Raw genomic sequence first — 17,618 nt, forward strand, 5'->3', positions numbered from 1 at the left:
GTGGCTGGACTTCACATGCGCCAGCACGTCTTCCTTCAATACGCGGCCATCCTTGCCGCTACCGGCAATGTCCGCCAGCACCAGTCGATGTTCGCGCACCAGCCGTCTGACGGCCGGGCTAGCCGGGGTTTTCACCGGACAGGCTGGCCCTTCCGTCGGGCACTGTGGCGCCGATTGTTCGACGTTGGGCGATGGCGTAGAAGGTGGCGGCTTACTGGTATCAGCAGCGTCGCTGGCAGGGGAACGGGGGTTCTCTGAACTCTTTTCTGCAACCTCTTCTGCACTCTCTTTGGCACCCTCTTCTGCACCCTGATACGCGTAAAGCGGCGCATGCACCTTGGCGATTTTCCCCTGGGGCACATACAGTTTGGTCACCGTGCCCGCTTCGGGCGCAGTGATCTCCACCAGCGCCTTGTCGGTCATGACCTCGACGATGGGCTGGTCTTCTTCGATGGTGTCGCCTTCGGCCACTCGCCACTCCACCACTTCACACTCGACGATGCCTTCACCGATATCCGGTAGTAAAAAATCACTCATGACCGCTCTCCCTTGCGTCAAAAATTCACGCTTTCGCGAATCGCTTCAAAAATTTTCAGATGGTCCGGCAGGTACTCTTTCTCCAGGATCAGCGGGAAAGGTGTATCCAGTCCGGTCACCCGAGTAATCGGCGACTCCAGATAGAGAAAACAGCGCTCCTGTATCGTGGCGGCGATCTCACCGGCAAAACCGCCGGTCAGCGGCGCTTCGTGGCTGACGATCATACGACCGGTCTTGAAGACCGACTCGGCAACGGTATCCACATCCCAGGGCAGCAGTGAACGCAGATCGATGACCTCGCAGGCAATGCCCTGCTCTTCGGCCAGCTCGGCGGCCTTGCCGATCACCTCCATTTGCGCCCCCCAACCCACCAGGGTGATATCGCTGCCCTCCCTGACGACTTCGGCCTCACCAATGGGCAGCTGATAGTCGTCTTCGGGCACCTCGCCCACGGCGGCCCGGTAGAGGCGCTTGGGCTCCAGAAACAGGACCGGGTCGGGGTCACGGATCGCCCCCAACAGCAACCCCTTGGCCTGATAGGGGTTACGCGGCACCACTACCTTGAGGCCCGGCGTGTGGGTAAAGTAGGCTTCCGGCGACTGAGAGTGATACAAGCCACCCGAGATGCCGCCGCCATACGGCGTGCGGATGGTCAGGCCACCCACGTTGAACAGATCGCCAGAGCGGTAGCGGAACTTGGCGGTTTCGTTGACGATCTGGTCGAAGGCGGGAAAGATGTAGTCGGCGAACTGGATCTCCGCCACGGGCACCGAGCCCTGGGCAGCCAGACCGTTGGCAAAGCCGATGATGCCCTGCTCCACCAGCGGCGTGTTGAAACAGCGCGCCTTGCCATACTTCTCCTGCAAATGGCTGGTCGCTCGGAATACCCCGCCAAAAACCCCCACGTCTTCACCAAAGCAGATGACCTTGTCATCTTCCGCCATGGCGATGTCCAGGGCGTTATTGATGGCCTGCAGCATGTTCATGGTACTCATACTAGGCATCTCCCTGTGCGTCGTGGGCCGTCGATACGCTGGGGTCCAGCGACTGAGCGCCGCGCGGGTAGGCATCGGGATAGCGGCGAATGTGCCGTTTCAACTGATCCAACTGGCGCTGCAAGGCAGGCGTCACGTCGGCATAGACATCGGTGATCAAGGAGTCCAGCGGCGGCGGCGGACGCTTTTCGGCGCGCTTCATGGTCTCCAACACTTCTCGCCGCAGGCTCTCCTGCTGGCGGGACTCCTCATCGTCGCTCCACCACCCTTTACTCACCAGCCAGCGCTGCATGCGCAATAGCGGGTCCTTGACTCGCCACGCCTCCTCTTCGCTCTTGGCACGGTAGCCCGATGGGTCGTCCGAGGAGGAGTGCGCCGCCAAGCGATAGGACATGGCTTCGATCAGCACCGGCTGATGCTGCTCCACGGCTATCTTGCGCGCCTGGCGGGTGGCTTCGAAGACGGCCAGGGCGTCGTTGCCATCCACGCGGATGACGTGCATGTGATAGCCGAACGCGCGCGGGGCAATGCCATCGGCGGCAAACTGTTCGGTGGCGGGCGTCGAGATGGCATAGCCATTGTTGCGACAGAAGAAAATGACCGGCACCTGATGCACCGAGGCCATGTTCAGGGCGGCGTGGAAGTCGCCTTCCGAGGCAGCCCCTTCACCGAAGAAGGTCAGGGTACAGTGGCCTTCACCCGCGAGCTTCTGGCCGTAAGCATAGCCGGTCGCCTGGGGAATCTGAGTGGCCAGCGGCGAAGAGATGGTCATGTAATGCAGCTTGCGGGAACCATAGTGGATCGGCATCTGCCGCCCCTTGCCATAGTCCAGCTCGTTGCCAAACAGCTGATTCATGAACTCGTCGATGGAGAACCCGCGATACACGAGTGAGCCCTGTTCACGGTACTGCGCCATGACCATGTCGGCATCGTCCAGGGCTGCGGTGGCACCCACCACCGCGGCCTCTTCACCGGTACACTGCATGTAGAAGCTGAGCCTGCCCTGGCGTTGCGCGGCCATCATGCGCTCATCGAGAATACGCGTGGCCAGCATGGCCTGGTAGAGCCTGCGGGCGTGATCGCGGCTCAAGGTGGGTTCATCGGCACCTTCATAAAGCTCGCCCTCGGGGCTGAGCACGCTGAAAGTGTCTATGGTGAATTCGTCGCCGGTCATGAAGGCCGGCTGATGTACGAACTGAGTCATCGTTATTGTCCTTGTTTTTACCCCTTTTGAGGGCAGTGTTGTTGGTGATGACCGTTTGTGCCAGTGGATTTATCTGACACACGTCAACGCAACACCTGGACAGTAACGCAGTCTCCCGCCGTTAGGGATTCAACTTAAGACGCAGATCGGCGTGCAAGGCGTTGTTGGAGGGCATTGAAGGCACTATCGACACTGAGCGCCAGCAGGGCAATCGCTAGCGCCCCCTGGACGATGTACGCCATGTTGCCATTGACGATTCCCGCGATGATCGGGTCACCCAGATTACTGGCCCCCACGGTCGCGCCCAGCGCCGCCGTGGCAATGTTGATGGTGACCGAGGTGCGAACGCCCGCCAGAATGACCGGCAGGGCCAGCGGCAGCTCGACATGACACAGCAGCTGCCAGGGCGTCATACCCATGGCGATGGCCGCCTGTTTGACGCTGGGGTCTACTTCGATGATGCCCGTCAAGGTATTGCGCACGATGGGCAGCAGCCCATACAGCATGAGCGCCACGATGATCGGCAGCGTGCCAAACCCCAGTACCGGCACGGCCAGCGCCAGCACCGCCACGGGCGGGAACGTCTGGCCCAGCGACGAAAGCTGAGCAACCAGCGGCAGGAAATCCCGCCCCCTGGCCCGGGTGACGGCAATGCCTGCCGAGACGCCCACCAGAAGCGTGACCAGCGCGGCCACGCTCACCACCAGCAGATGCCGGGCCAGCAAATCGACAAAATCGGCACGCCCGTAGATCACCTGCCGCGCATTGGGCTCTACCCAGCGAAACAGCGGTTCCAGAGCGGGCATTGCCAACACTAGCGCCAGTAGCAGGGCTGCCCAGGCCAGTGGCCAGCCCCACGCGGCATAGCGCGAAGCGGTGGAGCTCGCGGGGACAGCGCTCGAAGTGGCTGAGGTCGAAGACGCAGAGCGAGATGGATCCGGCATCACGTTAGGGTGCCCCTGTCCAACTGGGCTTCCTTGACGATTCTACGCAGCGACAGCTCGCCTATGGGCACATCGTTTTGGTCCACCACGGTCAAGCGGTCGCTGTGGTCACGCAGCATCATGGAAAGCCCCTGCCGCAACGAAAAGTCAGCGGGAATACGCGACTGGGCTGGCAGCGTGGGGCCCAGAGACGCCATGTGATCCTTGACGCGCGTCAGCCCCGCCTGCTTGAGCCCCCGCTCCAGCCCGCCCAGCAAGGAATCGACGAAGGGGTCGGCGGGATGCTGCAACAGCGCCAAAGGCGTGCCCTGCTGGACGATACGCCCCTCGCGCATGACGACCAGGTGGTCGGCCAGCTTCAGGGCTTCATCCATATCATGAGTCACCAGCACCACGGTCTTGTGCAGCCGAGCCTGCAGGCGGGCCAGCTCATCCTGCAGCTTGTCTCGGGTGATCGGATCCAGGGCTCCAAACGGCTCGTCCATCAGCAGGATATCGGGGTCTGCGGCCAGCGCGCGGGCCACCCCCACACGCTGCGCCTGCCCGCCGGAAAGCTGATGCGGGTATTTGTGTGCAAACTCGCCCACCGGCAGCCCCAGCAAACCCATCAGCTCTTCGACACGGCGGCTGACCTCGGCAGGAGCCCACTTCAACAGCCGCGGCACCAGGCCAATATTGCGCGCGACGGTCCAGTGCGGGAACAGGCCGGTGCTCTGGATGACGTAGCCAATACGGCGGCGAAGTTTGACCGGGTCGTAGTGCTCTATCGCCTGGCCATCCAGAATGATGTCGCCACGGGTGTGCTCGATCAGCCGATTGATCATGCGCAGAGTGGTGGACTTACCGCATCCGGAGGTGCCCACCAGGGCACAGAACTTGCCCTTGGCCACCCGTAGTGAAATATCATCCACCGCCGTTTCGTCGCCAAACTGCTTGGAGACATGGGAAAGCTCGATCATTGCTGTCCTCCGGGGCGTAGCGCTTCCGCCAGCGCCCCTAATGCTGCATCCACGATCAGCGCCAGCACCAGGATTGGCAGCGCACCCAGCAGCACCATGTCCATGGCCGCCTGCCCCAACCCTTGAAAAATGAAGGTGCCAAGTCCTCCGGCACCAATCAGCGCCGCCACCGCCGTAAGCCCGATGGCTTGCACGGCGGTGACTCTTACCCCTTCCAGCAACACCGGCAGCGCCAGCGGTAGTCGCACCTGCCAGAACCGCTGCGGGCTTCGCATTCCCATGGCCTTGGCCGCTTCCAGGGTTTCTGCACTGACCTCCTCCAGGGCAACGTAAGTATTACGCACCATGGGCAGCAGACTGTAAGCAATCAAGGCGATCAGTGCCGGGGCATTGCCAATTCCACTGACGCCCATGGCTGCCAAGGCAGGCACGTTGGCCGCCAGCCACGCCAGAGGGGCCAACAGCAAACCGAACAGCGCCAGGCTGGGAATCGTCTGCAGAAAATTGAGCAGCCCAAAGGCGACGGTTTGCAGGCGCCGGTAGCGGCGCATCAGCATGGCCAGCAGCATGCCCAGCACGACGCTGACGCTCACGGCACTGCTGACCAGCACGATATGCTGGCTCAACGCACGATAGAACTGCCGCTCCCGGGCCTGAAACTCCTGCACCAGGGCCAGCGACTGCAATCCGAAGGCAGCGCACAGCCACCACAAGGTGCCGATGCCGAGCAGCAGCAGCGCTGTCCACCAGCGGGATAGCCCAAGCCGCAGGCGTACTTCCACCAGACACAGCAACAGCACGAACAGCACCGTCCAGTAGGCAGTCCCGATGCCCAGCCTGGCCTGAGGCGCATCCGGGGGTATCAGCCAGTGCCCGGCGACCATCAGGCCAAACGGCATCAGCAGCAGCGTCAGGGTAATCACCCCCAGCAGCGCCCGATAATGGCGCGTGCTGGGCAGCCAGGCCAGGGCGGCCATGGCAATGAACAGAAGCGATACCAGTACGCCACCGGGCCAGCCAATGGCTGCCACCATCCCAAACCCGGTTCCCGTGACGATCCGATTGGGCGCTACGGTCACCAGATGGAAAGACCAGGCGGCCACCAGCATGACGGCACTCAGGCACAGCAGTACGACATTAGGTTGCCAGCGGCGCCGAATGGCCGCTGGCGATGGCAGTGCGTCGATCAACGACATTCATCAGTCATCCAGGCTATCGAGATATTCGCGGGCCACTGGGTCGGCAGATAACGACCACCGTGGACAGGCAGGCGGTCAGCAGGGGGTTCAGCAATAGGCGCATTGGGGTCATCCTTTGAGTGAGCATCCTGAGGGTGTCGCTTCAGTATACGAGGCAACTGCGTTGAAGTCAGACGCCGCCTCAACGGCGTCTGATCTCCTGCATCCTCAAGGCGCTTCGATAACCCAGGTCGTGCCTTCTCGTGAGTCTTTCAGCACGATGCCAAGCGCAGCCAGCTCGTCACGAATGGCATCGGCGCGGGCGAAGTCCTTGTTGGCCTTGGCCGCCTGACGCTCGGCAATTCTGGCTTCGATCTCGTCTTCGCCCAGCGCCATCGAATGCTGCGCCCCTTTCAGGAAGGCCTGCGGCGTCTGCTGCAAGAGCCCCAGCACTCCCGCCAGGCGCTGCAGCTCTGCGGCCAGGCGGGGCGCTGCTTCCGGCTGATCGCTCTTGGCACGATTGAGATCTCTTGCCAGGTCGAACAGTACGGCCAGCGCTTCCGGGGTATTGAAATCATCATCCATGGAAGCAGTGAAACGCTCGGCGTAAGCCCCCTGCTCACCCTCAGATGCCACCTCGACACCATCAAGGGCGGTATACAGGCGCGTCAACGACTTGCGCGCCTCGACCAGCGAATCCACGGAGTAGTTGATCGGGCTGCGATAGTGGCTGGCCACCAGCAAATAGCGCACGACCTCCGGGTCATGCTCCGCCAGCACATCACGAATGGTGAAAAAGTTGCCCAGCGACTTCGACATCTTTTCCTGATTGACGCGCACGGCACCGGCATGCATCCAGGTGTTCACGTAGGTCTTGCCCGTAGCCGCTTCCGACTGGGCAATCTCGTTTTCGTGATGGGGGAAGGTCAGATCCGGCCCACCGCCATGAATATCGAAGGTATCCCCCAGGCAGCAGGTGGACATGGCCGAACATTCGATATGCCAGCCTGGGCGGCCGTCTCCCCAGGGGGAGTGCCAATGGGTCTCTCCCGGTTTGGCCGCTTTCCAGAGCACGAAGTCCAGCGGGTCTTCCTTGTGCACGTCCACTTCCACGCGCGCGCCAGAGCGCATGTCATCCAGCTGGCGATTGTTGAGCTTGCCGTAATCGGCAAACTTGCGCACCCGATAGTAGACGTCGCCGTTGTCCGCGGCGTAGGCAAAGCCTTTTTCTACCAGCGTTTCGATCATGCGGATGATGTCGCCAATATGTTCCGTGGCACGGGGTTCCTGGCTGGGGGGCAGCACATTCAGCCGCGCCTCGTCTTCATGCATCGCCGCGATCATGCGCTCGGTGAGCGCGCTGATGGCCTCACCGTTCTCCTCGGCACGCTTGAGGATCTTGTCGTCGATATCCGTGATGTTGCGCACGTAGGTGACGTCGTAGCCACGGTGACGCAGGTAGCGGGTAATCACGTCAAAGGCCACCATCACCCTGGCGTGGCCAAGGTGACAGTAGTCATACACCGTCATGCCGCAGACGTACATGCTTACCTTGCCATCGACAAGGGGCTTAAAAGGCTCTTTGCGGCGTGTCAGCGTATTGTAAATGTGCATATGACGTTTCCTTAACCCTTCTGTTTGATTTTCGCCCAGCTATCTTTCAAACCCACGGTGCGGTTGAACACCAGGTGCTCTGCACTGGAGGCGTGGCGGTCGGCGCAGAAATAGCCCATCCGCTCGAACTGGAAACGATCTTCCGGCGCGGCGCTGGCCAGGCTTGGCTCACCAATGGCCTGGCAGGTGACCAGCGACTCGGGATTCAGGTGCTCGAGGAAATCCACATCCTTGTCGCGATCCGGCTGCTCGACCATAAACAGGTTGTCGTAGAGGCGCACCTCCATCGGCACACCGTGGGTGGCGCTGACCCAGTGGATGACGCCCTTGACCTTGCGGCCTTCCGGATTTTTGCCCAGGGTGTCGAAGTCCACCGAGCAGTGCAGCTCCTGGATCTCGCCGGCGTCGTTCTTGACCACTTCATCGCAGCGAATCACGTAGCTATTGCGCAGACGCACTTCCTTGCCAGGGGCCAGGCGGAAGAACTTCTTCGGCGCATCTTCCATGAAGTCATCCTGGTCGATATACAGCTCGCGACCAAACGGCACCTTGCGCATGGGCATGTCGTCACGGGCGGGGTGGCCCGGCACTTCATAGACCTCTTCGTGGCCTTCCGGCACGTTGGTCAACACCACTTTCAACGGCTTCAGCACACACATGGCGCGGGGGGCGTTGTCTTCCAGATCCGAACGAATGGCATGGGTCAGCATGGCAATGTCCACCAGGCCGCCATCCGAACGGGTCACGCCGATCATTTCACAGAATTTGCGGATCGAAGCCGGGGTATAGCCGCGGCGGCGCATGCCCGAGATGGTCGGCATACGTGGATCGTCCCAGCCATCCACGATCTGCTCATCCACCAGCAGCTTGAGCTTGCGCTTGGAAGTCAGCGTGTAGTCGAGGTTCAGCCGCGCAAACTCGATCTGGCGGGGTTTGGCGGGCACCGGCAGATTGTTCAGGAACCATTCGTACAGCGGACGATGGTCTTCGAACTCCAGGGTACAGATGGAGTGGGTGATCCCTTCGATGGCATCCGACTGGCCGTGGGTGAAGTCGTAGGAAGGGTAGATCTTCCAGGCGTCACCGGTCTGGTGATGATGGGCGTGACGAATACGGTACAGAATGGGGTCGCGAAGATTGATGTTGGGCGACGCCATGTCGATTTTGGCGCGCAGCACTTTCTCGCCTTCGGCAAACTCGCCGTGGCGCATACGCTCCAGCAGATCGAGATTCTCTTCGACGCTGCGCTCCCGGTAAGGGCTGGGCTTGCCGGGTTCGGTCAAGGTGCCGCGATACTCGCGAATCTCATCGGGAGAGAGGTCGTCGACATAGGCTTTCCCTTCGCGGATCAGGTGCTGCGCCCAGGCATAGAGCTGCTCGAAATAATCGGAGGCAAAGCGCACGGGGCCTGCCCACTCGAAGCCCAGCCAACTGACGTCTTCCTTGATGGCATCGATATACGCCTGCTCTTCCTTCGCCGGGTTGGTGTCGTCGAACCGCAGATGACACTCACCACCCAACTGCTCGGCGAGCCCGAAATTCAGGCAGATCGACTTGGCATGGCCGATATGCAGGAAGCCGTTGGGCTCCGGAGGGAAGCGCGTCACAATTTTGGTGACCTGGCCGCCCGCTATCTCGTCGCGTACTTGGTTGCGAATGAAGTTCGGCGCTGGGGTGGTCTCGTTGGTCATGGTGGTGTTGATAACCTCATCGTGGATGGCGTGCCGGGCAACCGATGCCTATGCTAAACGGGTTAGCGCTTCGCGGTGCCGAGCAAAACCGCTATTATAACGTGACGCCGATGCACAGCGCCAAGGCGAACGCCTTTATTGAACAGGAATTTATCCATGATCGTATTACAGACGAACCACGGTGACATCACTATTGCGCTCAATCACGAAAAAGCGCCTGCCACCGCAGCCAATTTCGAGCAGTACGTGCGCGATGGCTTTTACGACGGCACGCTGTTCCACCGGGTCATCGATGGTTTCATGATTCAAGGGGGTGGCTTCGACCAGGAGTTCAACCAGAAGCCGACACGCGACCCCATCGAAAACGAAGCCGACAACGGTCTGCAGAACACCATCGGCACGCTGGCCATGGCCCGCACCCAGGACCCCCACTCGGCCACCGCCCAGTTTTTCATCAATGTCGGTAACAACAGCTTCCTGAACCACAGCGGCAAAAGTCTGCAAGGCTGGGGTTACGCGGTATTTGGTGAAGTAGTGGATGGCATGGACGTGGTCAACGCCATCAAGGCCGTGAGCACCACGCGCCGTGGCATGCACGCAGACGTCCCCGCCGAGGACGTGGTCATCGAGCGCGCTTACCTGAAGGATGCGGAATAACCGTCGGGAGTCTTATGCGTACGCTGCTGATCGCTGACATGCATTTGAGTAACGACACCCCTGAGCTCAATCAGGGGTTTTATCGTTACCTGGAGCATACCGCCAAAGGGGCCGAGGATCTGTACATTCTGGGCGACCTGTTCGACGCCTGGATCGGAGACGACTTGCTGGATACGCCTCACCCCCTCAGCGGAGTGGCCCATGAGGTGATCGAGCGCCTGCGGGCACTGAGCGATGCGGGCACGTCCATTTTTTTCATCCACGGTAACCGGGACTTCCTGATCGGCGAACGCTTCATCAACGCCTGCCAGGCCACCCTGCTGCCCGACAGTGAACAAGTGGAATTACAGGGCGTAGCCGCCGTCATTCTGCACGGTGACAGCCTGTGCACCAAAGATGAGGCCTACATGGCGTTTCGCGCCCAGTCTCGCCACCCTGAGTGGCAGGCGCAGATCCTGGCCATGCCGCTGGAGCAGCGGCTCGAGTTGGCCAAGAGCCTGCGCATGCAGTCTGGCGATGCCAACGCCAACAAGGCCGAGGCCATCATGGATGTGACCCACGAGGAAGTCGTGGCCATGATGGAGCGCCATGGGGTGAACATCATGATCCATGGCCACACCCATCGCCCCAAGGTCCATGACCTCACCGTGGAAGACGTGCCAGCCAAGCGTTTCGTGCTAGGGGATTGGGACGAGCAACATGGCTGGGACATTGTCGTGGAGCACTCGAGCGAGCGCCACCCGGAGCCCGTACTGCGCCAGTTCTCGCTGACCAACCCGCCCGGGTTCGACGGCGAATCGCACCAAGCACTTCCCAAGCACTGACTAAGCACTTCGCTAGCCACTAAAAAAGCCGATCACATGGATCGGCTTTTTCGTTTCAGCGCTCTATTCTGGCATCGCTTCGCAGGTCATCGATCAACCCTTGAATGATCGCCTGAGCCCGCAGCTGTTCGGCCATTTGCGCGACGAAAGCATTCATCTGTTCGTCGGCCTGCCCTTCGCTGACACTGTCCAGAGCAACGACGGCAACGCCCTGAGGCAAGGCCACAGCGCGGTAAACGCTGTCACCCTCTTCAGGGTGTGGCATGCGGAACACTTCACGGACCAGTGTTTGCGGCAAGGTGCTGTCCGACTGACGAGTGATGTTGGATGCATTCATCCAGTCGAGCTCCAACGCTTGACCATCGCGCAGTGCCGCGATCATCTCGTTGGCTTCTTCCTGCAACGCCTGCTGACGCTGCTGAGCTGCCACAGCCTGCTCTACCTGATCACGCACGTCGTCCAGCGGCAAGAGCGTCGCGTCACGATGCTCGGCCACGCGAAGCACCAGTCGACGATCGTTGTCCAACTCGATGACTTCGCTGTTGTAACCTTCACCCAGCACGTCAGCACTGAACGCTTCATCCAGCACGCCCGGCTCGGAAAGCGCACCCTCTCCTTCCCCACGGGCCAGCCAGTCACTTTCGTTAAGCGTCAAGCCGAGATCGTCCGCAACGGATTGCAGATCTTCTGCGGCAAAGCTTTCATCGATCAGACGCTGTACCTGGCGATTGAAGTCATCGTTGACCTCGCGCAGCGCCACTTCCTGGGCCAAACGGTCACGCTGCTCTTCGAAAGAGGGCGCGTTCAGTTCAGTGACCTGCAGAATATGGAAGGCACCGTCCATTTCGACGATCTGGGACGTTTCACCGACCCCAAGGGCAAACGCAGCGTCATCGAAAGCATCGCCAAAGAAGCCGCGACTGATCACCCCAAGGTCACCGCCCTGCTCGGCACTGGCGGTATCGTCCGAAAAGCGCACGGCAGTGTCGGCAAAACGCTCACCACTGTTCAAGGCAGCCAGCGCCTCATTGGCCAGCTGCTGGGCCTCATCACGGCTACGCTCGGAGCCAAAGGTCACCATGATATGGGAGACACGACGGTCGGCATCGCGATTCTGCTCACGCCAGGCAGCGCGGAGTTCGCTCTCGTCCACGTCGACATCTTCGGCCATGGCCTGACGGTCGATGATCACATACTCGACGCGCACCTGCTCAGGACGCTCGAAACGTTGCTGATTGGCGTCATAGTAGGCCTGCATCTGCTCTTCGGTAACCTCTACCTCAAAAGCAGCATCATCGGCATCCAGCATCACGTAACGGAAATCACGCTGCTGGCCCTGCAGGTCTGCCAGGCGCTGCTCTTCATTGGCCAGACTGAAGTCACTGAAGGCTAGACCCTGCTGCAGTTGCTGACGCTTGATATCCACCCGCAACTCTTCACGGAACGATAGCGGGGTGTAACCCGCGCCTGCCAGGCGATTACGGAATACCTCTGCAGAGAAGCGTCCATCCTGATCGTGGAACTCAGGCAGCGTCACGATCATCTGGTCAAGCTGAGCATCGGAGACATAAAAGCCGCCCTCCTCAGCATACTGACGCAGTAAGGACTGGGTGATGAGCTGGTCGAGCATATCGTTGCGTAGTGCCCGCTCCTGCTCAGGAGGCACTTGCCCAGAGCGCAGCGCACGCTGCACCTCGAGCTCTACCTGCTGCCGCAGGATGGGCTCGCCGTTGACGCTCGCCACTTCATTGGGGTCGCTACCAAAGACACTGAACAGCGACTCCACACCAAAAAGCGCCATGGCCGCGACCATGACACCAATGATTATCTTGGCACCCCAGCTTCTGGAGCCATCTCGAATACTTTGCAGCATGCTAGCCTCAGATCATCAAAGCCATTTATCGCCCAAACCAATGGGCCAGAAAAGAACATGGGCGCATCGCGGATGCGATGCGCCCATTAGCTTACAGCAAACGCGAGCCAATTAGTTGACGGCGTCTTTCAGCGCTTTACCGGCTTTGAAGCTGGGCACCTTGGCAGCGCTGATTTCGATCGGCTGACCCGTCTGAGGGTTGCGACCCGTACGTGCGGCACGCTCTTTGATAGCGAAAGTACCAAAACCTACTAAAGAAACGCTTTCGCCTTTTTTGAGGCTATCGGTGACAGACTCCACCATGGCATCCAATGCGCGGGTTGCCGCTGCTTTCGGAATATCAGCAGATGCGGCAATAGCTTCAATCAGCTCGGACTTATTCACACTTCACCCCTTGACTGTTTCAAAAAAATGGCTCTGAACGGCACGGTCACCGAGTGCAACAACCTCAAAGCATAGCTGCGTTTTATAGCAATGCCTTGAAACACCTGTCAAGCAACCGCACCGTGAAATGCCCATCGCTCAAGGCATTGGGCAAACTTATTAAGTTAATTAAAGCAGCAGCTGCTTTAACGCTTAATGGGTGCTTGCAACAGCATTGGTACTAAACGACTTATCTGCTGCTTTCAACGCAGCCTTGTCTTCCACCGCTTCGGCTAACGCGACGGCCAGCACGTCATCTATCCATCGTACGGGACGAATATCAAGCGCTCCCTTGATATTGTCCGGCACCTCCTTGAGATCTCGACGATTTTCCTCAGGGATCAGGACGGTCTTTATACCACCGCGGCGGGCTGCCAGCAATTTCTCCTTCAGACCACCGATGGGTAACACTTCACCCCGCAGATTGACCTCGCCGGTCATGGCTACGTCGCAACGAACCGGACGCAAGGAATAGGCCGACACGATGGCCGTCACCATGGCAATACCTGCGCTAGGTCCATCCTTGGGCGTCGCACCTTCTGGCACATGGATATGCAGGTCTTCATTTTCAAAGCGCTGTGGGTCGATGCCATAGGCAACGGCCCGTGATTTGACCACGGTCTGTGCTGCGCTGACCGACTCTTTCATGACATCGCCCAGCGAGCCGGTCTTGTGCAGACGCCCTTTACCAGGGGTCACCACGGACTCGATATTGAGCAGCTCACCACCGACCGAGGTCCAGGCAAGTCCAGTGACGCGCCCTACCTGATCCTCTTGCTCTGCCAGGCCGTAGCTGTAGCGGCGCACGCCAGCGTAAGTCTCGATATCGTCAGCCAGAAGCACCTGCTTCGCCTGCAGCTGGCTGCCCGCTTTGGCGCCCGAGGTACGCTCTGCTTCCAACCTTTCACGTAGCACTTTACGGCACACCTTGGCGATTTGGCGCTCCAGCTCGCGCACTCCCGCCTCGCGGGTGTAGTAGCGCACCAGCTCTAGTAAGGCATCGTCTTCCAACGCCAGCTCTTCATCTTTCAGGCCATTGGCCTCCAACTGTTTGGGCAGCAGGTAGCGTTTGGCAATGGCCAGCTTTTCGTCTTCCGTGTAGCCCGGCAGGCGAATGATTTCCATGCGATCCAGCAGCGGCCCAGGAATGTTCATCGAGTTGGCCGTACAGATGAACAGCGTCTCGGAAAGATCGTAGTCCAGCTCCAGATAGTGATCGCTGAAGCTGTTGTTCTGCTCCGGGTCCAGCACCTCCAGCAGCGCGGAGGCCGGGTCACCGCGATGGTCCATGCCCAGCTTGTCGACTTCGTCCAGCAGGAACAGCGGGTTTTTGACCCCTGCCCGGCTCATGCGCTGAATCAGTTTTCCGGGCAAGGAGCCAATGTACGTCCGGCGATGGCCGCGAATTTCAGACTCGTCTCTCACGCCGCCCAGCGCCAGACGCACGTACTTGCGATTGGTCGCCTTGGCGATGGACTGACCCAGCGAGGTCTTGCCCACCCCGGGTGGGCCAACCAGACACAGCACCGGGCCACGCATCTTGCGCACCCGCTTTTGCACCGCCAGGTATTCGAGGATGCGCGCCTTGACCTCTTCAAGACCGTGGTGATCCTGATCCAGCACTTCCTGGGCTTTCACCAGGTCATGCTTGACGCGAGTACGCTTTTTCCAGGGCACGGCAATCAGCCAATCCAGGTAGGAGCGCACCACGGTGGCTTCGGCCGAGTTCGACGACATCATCTTGAGCTTGTTCAGCTCCTGGGTTGCCTTATCGGAGGCTTCCTTGGGCATGCCCGACTCTTTGATGGCACGCTCGTACTTATCGGCCTCGTTAGGCACGTTATCCAGCTCACCCATTTCTTTCTGGATGGCCTTCATCTGCTCGTTCAGGTAGTACTCGCGCTGGGTCTTTTCCATCTGCTCCTTGACCCGGGAGCGGATGCGCTTCTCGACCTGCAGAAGGTCGATTTCAGACTCGATCAGTGCCATCAGGTGCTCGATGCGATCACGCACGCGGTCCATTTCGAGCAGATCCTGCTTGTCGCCAATCTTCAGCGACAAGTGCGCACAAATGGTGTCCACCAAACGGCTAGGATCTTCAATGCCTGATAATGAATTGAGTACCTCGTTGGGTACTTTCTTGGACAGCTTGACGTACTGCTCGAACTGATTGAGCAGCACGCGCACCAGCGCCTCTTGTTCACGACTGGTTAGTGGCTCACTGTCCCGGGGCAAAAGATGCGCCTGGGCATAACCGGCGTCACTCTCCTCGATACTGACCACATCGGCACGAAAGCTGCCTTCGATCAACACTTTTACCGTACCGTCTGGCAGTTTGAGAAGCTGCATGATGTCTGCCACGGTTCCCATGGCATACAGATCCGCATTGTCCGGCTCATCTTGAGAGGCTTCACGCTGAGCCACCAACAGTACGCGTTTGTCGGCTTCCATCGCCGCTTCAAGCGCCTGGATGGATTTCTCACGACCAACGAAAAGCGGAATGACCATCTGCGGGTACACGACCACATCCCGCAACGGCAACAGGGGTAGACATTGTGTCTGATCGGCGTTCTGCTGCATCGCAGACGTTCCTCAATTTCGGATGAGTACTCGAGCGGCTTTCAACAAGCCAGATACCTTGCCCAGCAGCTCATGATACAAGACGTGTGAACAACAAGGGGCCGCCTAGGCGACCCCTTGGATTGGCACGCGGTGGTCATCAGACCGCGCGGAACCTCGGGCGGTTAGCCATCGGTGCCGTCAACCCGGGCAGCCTCTTGCTGGGAATAGACCAGCAGCGGCTCACTCTCGCCGGCAATGACAGACGCTTCGATGACCACTTTGCTGACGCCTTCCAGAGAAGGGATTTCATACATGGTATCCAGCAGCACGGACTCCAGGATCGAGCGTAAGCCCCGCGCCCCGGTCTTGCGCTCCATGGCCTTGGCAGCCACGGCACGCAGTGCCTCATCCCTGAACTCCAGTTCCACGTCTTCCATCTCGAACAGCTTAGCGTACTGCTTGACCAGCGAATTCCTGGGCTCCGTGAGGATCTGTACCAGGGCATCTTCGGTCAGCTCGGTCAGGGTAGCAATGACAGGCAGACGACCCACGAACTCGGGAATCAGGCCGAACTTGACCAGATCTTCGGGCTCGACGTCGGCCAACAGCTCGCCAACGCCACGGCTGGACTCTTTGCTTTTCACGCTGGCATTGAAGCCGATACCGCCTTTCTCAGCACGATCACGGATGACCTTGTCCAGACCGGCAAAAGCGCCACCGACGATGAACAGGATATTGGCCGTATTGACCTGTACGAACTCCTGTTGGGGGTGCTTGCGCCCACCCTGAGGAGGCACGGAGGCCGTGGTCCCTTCGATGAGCTTGAGCAGCGCCTGCTGAACACCCTCACCCGATACGTCACGGGTAATCGAAGGGTTGTCCGACTTACGAGAAATCTTGTCGATTTCATCGATATAGACGATGCCACGCTCGGCCTTTTCTACGTCGTAATCGCACTTTTGAAGCAGTTTCTGGATGATGTTCTCGACATCCTCACCCACATAACCCGCTTCGGTCAGCGTGGTGGCATCCGCTATAGTGAAGGGTACATTCAGTAGCCGAGCCATGGTTTCAGCCAGCAGCGTTTTGCCGCTACCGGTAGGACCAATCAAGAGAATGTTGGATTTACCCAGCTCCACATCGCCTTCACGCACCTCTGATTTGAGACGCTTGTAGTGGTTGTACACCGCTACGGACAGCACCATTTTGGCGCGGTCTTGTCCGATGACGTAGTCGTCCAACGTATGACGTATTTCGCGGGGCGTGGGTAGCCGCTCCTCATCGCTCTCGGCATCGGCTTCGAGAACTTCCTCGCGAATGATGTCATTACATAAGTCGACACACTCATCGCAGATATAAACGGACGGGCCGGCAATCAGCTTGCGTACTTCGTTCTGGTTTTTACCGCAAAACGAGCAGTACAGCAGCTTGCCACCTTCGTCCTTGCCTTTGCCGTCGGCCATTCGTGTACCTCTGTCACTAAGGCGGCCAACGCCGCCTGAAAAGCTCTTAGAAAAGCAGAATCCTACTACGCTATCAGGATGTAGGACGCTTATCCAGCACTGCGTCAATCAAGCCATACTCTTTTGCTTTATTGGCGCTCATGAAATTATCACGGTCGGTATCACGGGCCACCGTTTCGATATCCTGGCCAGTGTGATGGGCCAGAATCTGGTTCAGTTTCTCACGAATACCGAGAATTTCACGGGTATGGATTTCGATATCCGAGGCCTGCCCCTGATAGCCGCCCAACGGCTGGTGAATCATGACACGTGAGTTAGGCAGGCAGTAGCGCTTGCCTGCGGCGCCCGCCGTCAGCAGTAACGCCCCCATGCTGGCCGCCTGGCCAATACACACCGTGGATACGTCGGGCTTGATGAACTGCATGGTGTCATAAATCGACATGCCTGCCGTCACCGAGCCACCCGGGGAATTGATGTAAAGATGAATATCCTTGTCGGGGTTCTCAGACTCCAGAAACAGCAGCTGAGCGACCACCAGGTTGGCCATGTAGTCTTCTACAGGACCCACCAGAAAAATGACGCGCTCTTTCAACAGGCGCGAGTAGATGTCGTAGGCTCTTTCCCCTTTGGCGCTTTGCTCCACCACCATGGGCACTAAACCGCCGGCGTTTTGAATATCAAACTCACTCATTCG

15 protein-coding genes are annotated in these 17,618 nt (G+C 59.3%); 2 read left to right on the forward strand and 13 right to left on the reverse strand.

Annotation, left to right across the window (positions count from 1 at the left end; translation table 11 throughout):
• The 8 genes from B7L72_RS11000 to B7L72_RS11035 form a co-directional block, all read right to left on the reverse strand.
• Positions 1-537 (reverse strand): biotin/lipoyl-containing protein (locus B7L72_RS11000; RefSeq protein WP_176212873.1); only part of this gene is annotated, 537 nt, incomplete at its 3' end.
• A 17-nt stretch (positions 538-554) separates the two neighbouring features.
• Complete coding sequence (locus B7L72_RS11005) at positions 555-1,532, reverse strand: alpha-ketoacid dehydrogenase subunit beta (RefSeq protein ID WP_016913922.1); 978 nt, start codon at positions 1,530-1,532, stop codon at positions 555-557.
• Between the two features lies 1 nt (position 1,533).
• Positions 1,534-2,736, reverse strand: a complete 1,203-nt coding sequence (locus tag B7L72_RS11010) for a thiamine pyrophosphate-dependent dehydrogenase E1 component subunit alpha (RefSeq protein WP_081194318.1) — start codon at positions 2,734-2,736, stop codon at positions 1,534-1,536.
• Positions 2,737-2,870: 134 nt separating this feature from the next.
• Positions 2,871-3,542: an ABC transporter permease gene (locus B7L72_RS11015; protein WP_176212874.1), complete on the reverse strand. Its 672-nt coding sequence runs from the start codon at positions 3,540-3,542 to the stop codon at positions 2,871-2,873.
• Positions 3,543-3,679: 137 nt separating this feature from the next.
• Entirely contained in the window at positions 3,680-4,639 is a 960-nt protein-coding gene (locus B7L72_RS11020) for an ABC transporter ATP-binding protein (RefSeq protein ID WP_016913925.1), read from the reverse strand.
• Entirely contained in the window at positions 4,636-5,835 is a 1,200-nt protein-coding gene (locus B7L72_RS11025; protein ID WP_081194322.1) for an ABC transporter permease, read from the reverse strand. The genes B7L72_RS11020 and B7L72_RS11025 overlap by 4 nt, the downstream gene beginning before the upstream one ends.
• A 210-nt stretch (positions 5,836-6,045) precedes the next feature.
• Positions 6,046-7,431: a cysteine--tRNA ligase gene (gene cysS, locus B7L72_RS11030; protein ID WP_081194324.1), complete on the reverse strand. Its 1,386-nt coding sequence runs from the start codon at positions 7,429-7,431 to the stop codon at positions 6,046-6,048.
• A gap of 11 nt (positions 7,432-7,442) precedes the next feature.
• Positions 7,443-9,122: a glutamine--tRNA ligase/YqeY domain fusion protein gene (locus B7L72_RS11035; protein WP_081194326.1), complete on the reverse strand. Its 1,680-nt coding sequence runs from the start codon at positions 9,120-9,122 to the stop codon at positions 7,443-7,445.
• Between the two features lie 156 nt (positions 9,123-9,278).
• On the opposite strand from B7L72_RS11035, the gene B7L72_RS11040 reads away from it, so the two are divergent.
• Entirely contained in the window at positions 9,279-9,779 is a 501-nt protein-coding gene (locus B7L72_RS11040) for a peptidylprolyl isomerase (RefSeq protein WP_016913930.1), read from the forward strand.
• Between the two features lie 14 nt (positions 9,780-9,793).
• Positions 9,794-10,603, forward strand: a complete 810-nt coding sequence (locus B7L72_RS11045; RefSeq protein WP_081194328.1) for a UDP-2,3-diacylglucosamine diphosphatase — start codon at positions 9,794-9,796, stop codon at positions 10,601-10,603.
• A 55-nt stretch (positions 10,604-10,658) separates the two neighbouring features.
• Here the strand turns inward: B7L72_RS11045 and B7L72_RS11050 are convergent, their stop codons facing one another.
• The 5 genes from B7L72_RS11050 to clpP all read right to left on the reverse strand — a co-directional run bounded on the left by B7L72_RS11050 (position 10,659) and on the right by clpP (position 17,615).
• On the reverse strand, positions 10,659-12,476 hold the full coding sequence (locus B7L72_RS11050) for a SurA N-terminal domain-containing protein (RefSeq protein ID WP_081194330.1): 1,818 nt from the start codon (positions 12,474-12,476) through the stop codon (positions 10,659-10,661).
• 111 nt (positions 12,477-12,587) lie between these two features.
• Complete coding sequence (locus B7L72_RS11055; protein ID WP_009724302.1) at positions 12,588-12,860, reverse strand: HU family DNA-binding protein; 273 nt, start codon at positions 12,858-12,860, stop codon at positions 12,588-12,590.
• A 192-nt stretch (positions 12,861-13,052) separates the two neighbouring features.
• Positions 13,053-15,479: an endopeptidase La gene (lon, locus tag B7L72_RS11060; protein WP_081194332.1), complete on the reverse strand. Its 2,427-nt coding sequence runs from the start codon at positions 15,477-15,479 to the stop codon at positions 13,053-13,055.
• Between the two features lie 164 nt (positions 15,480-15,643).
• Positions 15,644-16,924, reverse strand: a complete 1,281-nt coding sequence (clpX, locus tag B7L72_RS11065; RefSeq protein ID WP_016913934.1) for an ATP-dependent Clp protease ATP-binding subunit ClpX — start codon at positions 16,922-16,924, stop codon at positions 15,644-15,646.
• 73 nt (positions 16,925-16,997) lie between these two features.
• Positions 16,998-17,615 carry an ATP-dependent Clp endopeptidase proteolytic subunit ClpP gene (gene clpP / locus B7L72_RS11070; protein WP_016913935.1) on the reverse strand — a complete coding sequence of 206 codons (618 nt, stop codon included), beginning with the start codon at positions 17,613-17,615 and terminating at the stop codon, positions 16,998-17,000.
• Positions 17,616-17,618 lie beyond the last annotated feature (3 nt).

Source organism: Halomonas sp. BC1 (assembly GCF_002078135.1).
Taxonomy (GTDB): domain Bacteria; phylum Pseudomonadota; class Gammaproteobacteria; order Pseudomonadales; family Halomonadaceae; genus Vreelandella; species Vreelandella stevensii.

What these genes read in the sequence shown, in the direction of transcription:
- B7L72_RS11005 (WP_016913922.1), bottom strand. Translation starts at nt 1,532, where the DNA reads ATGAGTACCATGAACATGCTGCAGGCCATCAATAACGCCCTGGACATC.
- B7L72_RS11010 (WP_081194318.1), bottom strand. Translation starts at nt 2,736, where the DNA reads ATGACTCAGTTCGTACATCAGCCGGCCTTCATGACCGGCGACGAATTC.
- B7L72_RS11015 (WP_176212874.1), bottom strand. Translation starts at nt 3,542, where the DNA reads ATGCCCGCTCTGGAACCGCTGTTTCGCTGGGTAGAGCCCAATGCGCGG.
- B7L72_RS11020 (WP_016913925.1), bottom strand. Translation starts at nt 4,639, where the DNA reads ATGATCGAGCTTTCCCATGTCTCCAAGCAGTTTGGCGACGAAACGGCG.
- B7L72_RS11025 (WP_081194322.1), bottom strand. Translation starts at nt 5,835, where the DNA reads ATGTCGTTGATCGACGCACTGCCATCGCCAGCGGCCATTCGGCGCCGC.
- cysS (WP_081194324.1), bottom strand. Translation starts at nt 7,431, where the DNA reads ATGCACATTTACAATACGCTGACACGCCGCAAAGAGCCTTTTAAGCCC.
- B7L72_RS11035 (WP_081194326.1), bottom strand. Translation starts at nt 9,122, where the DNA reads ATGACCAACGAGACCACCCCAGCGCCGAACTTCATTCGCAACCAAGTA.
- B7L72_RS11040 (WP_016913930.1), top strand. Translation starts at nt 9,279, where the DNA reads ATGATCGTATTACAGACGAACCACGGTGACATCACTATTGCGCTCAAT.
- B7L72_RS11045 (WP_081194328.1), top strand. Translation starts at nt 9,794, where the DNA reads ATGCGTACGCTGCTGATCGCTGACATGCATTTGAGTAACGACACCCCT.
- B7L72_RS11050 (WP_081194330.1), bottom strand. Translation starts at nt 12,476, where the DNA reads ATGCTGCAAAGTATTCGAGATGGCTCCAGAAGCTGGGGTGCCAAGATA.
- lon (WP_081194332.1), bottom strand. Translation starts at nt 15,479, where the DNA reads ATGCAGCAGAACGCCGATCAGACACAATGTCTACCCCTGTTGCCGTTG.
- clpX (WP_016913934.1), bottom strand. Translation starts at nt 16,924, where the DNA reads ATGGCCGACGGCAAAGGCAAGGACGAAGGTGGCAAGCTGCTGTACTGC.
- clpP (WP_016913935.1), bottom strand. Translation starts at nt 17,615, where the DNA reads ATGAGTGAGTTTGATATTCAAAACGCCGGCGGTTTAGTGCCCATGGTG.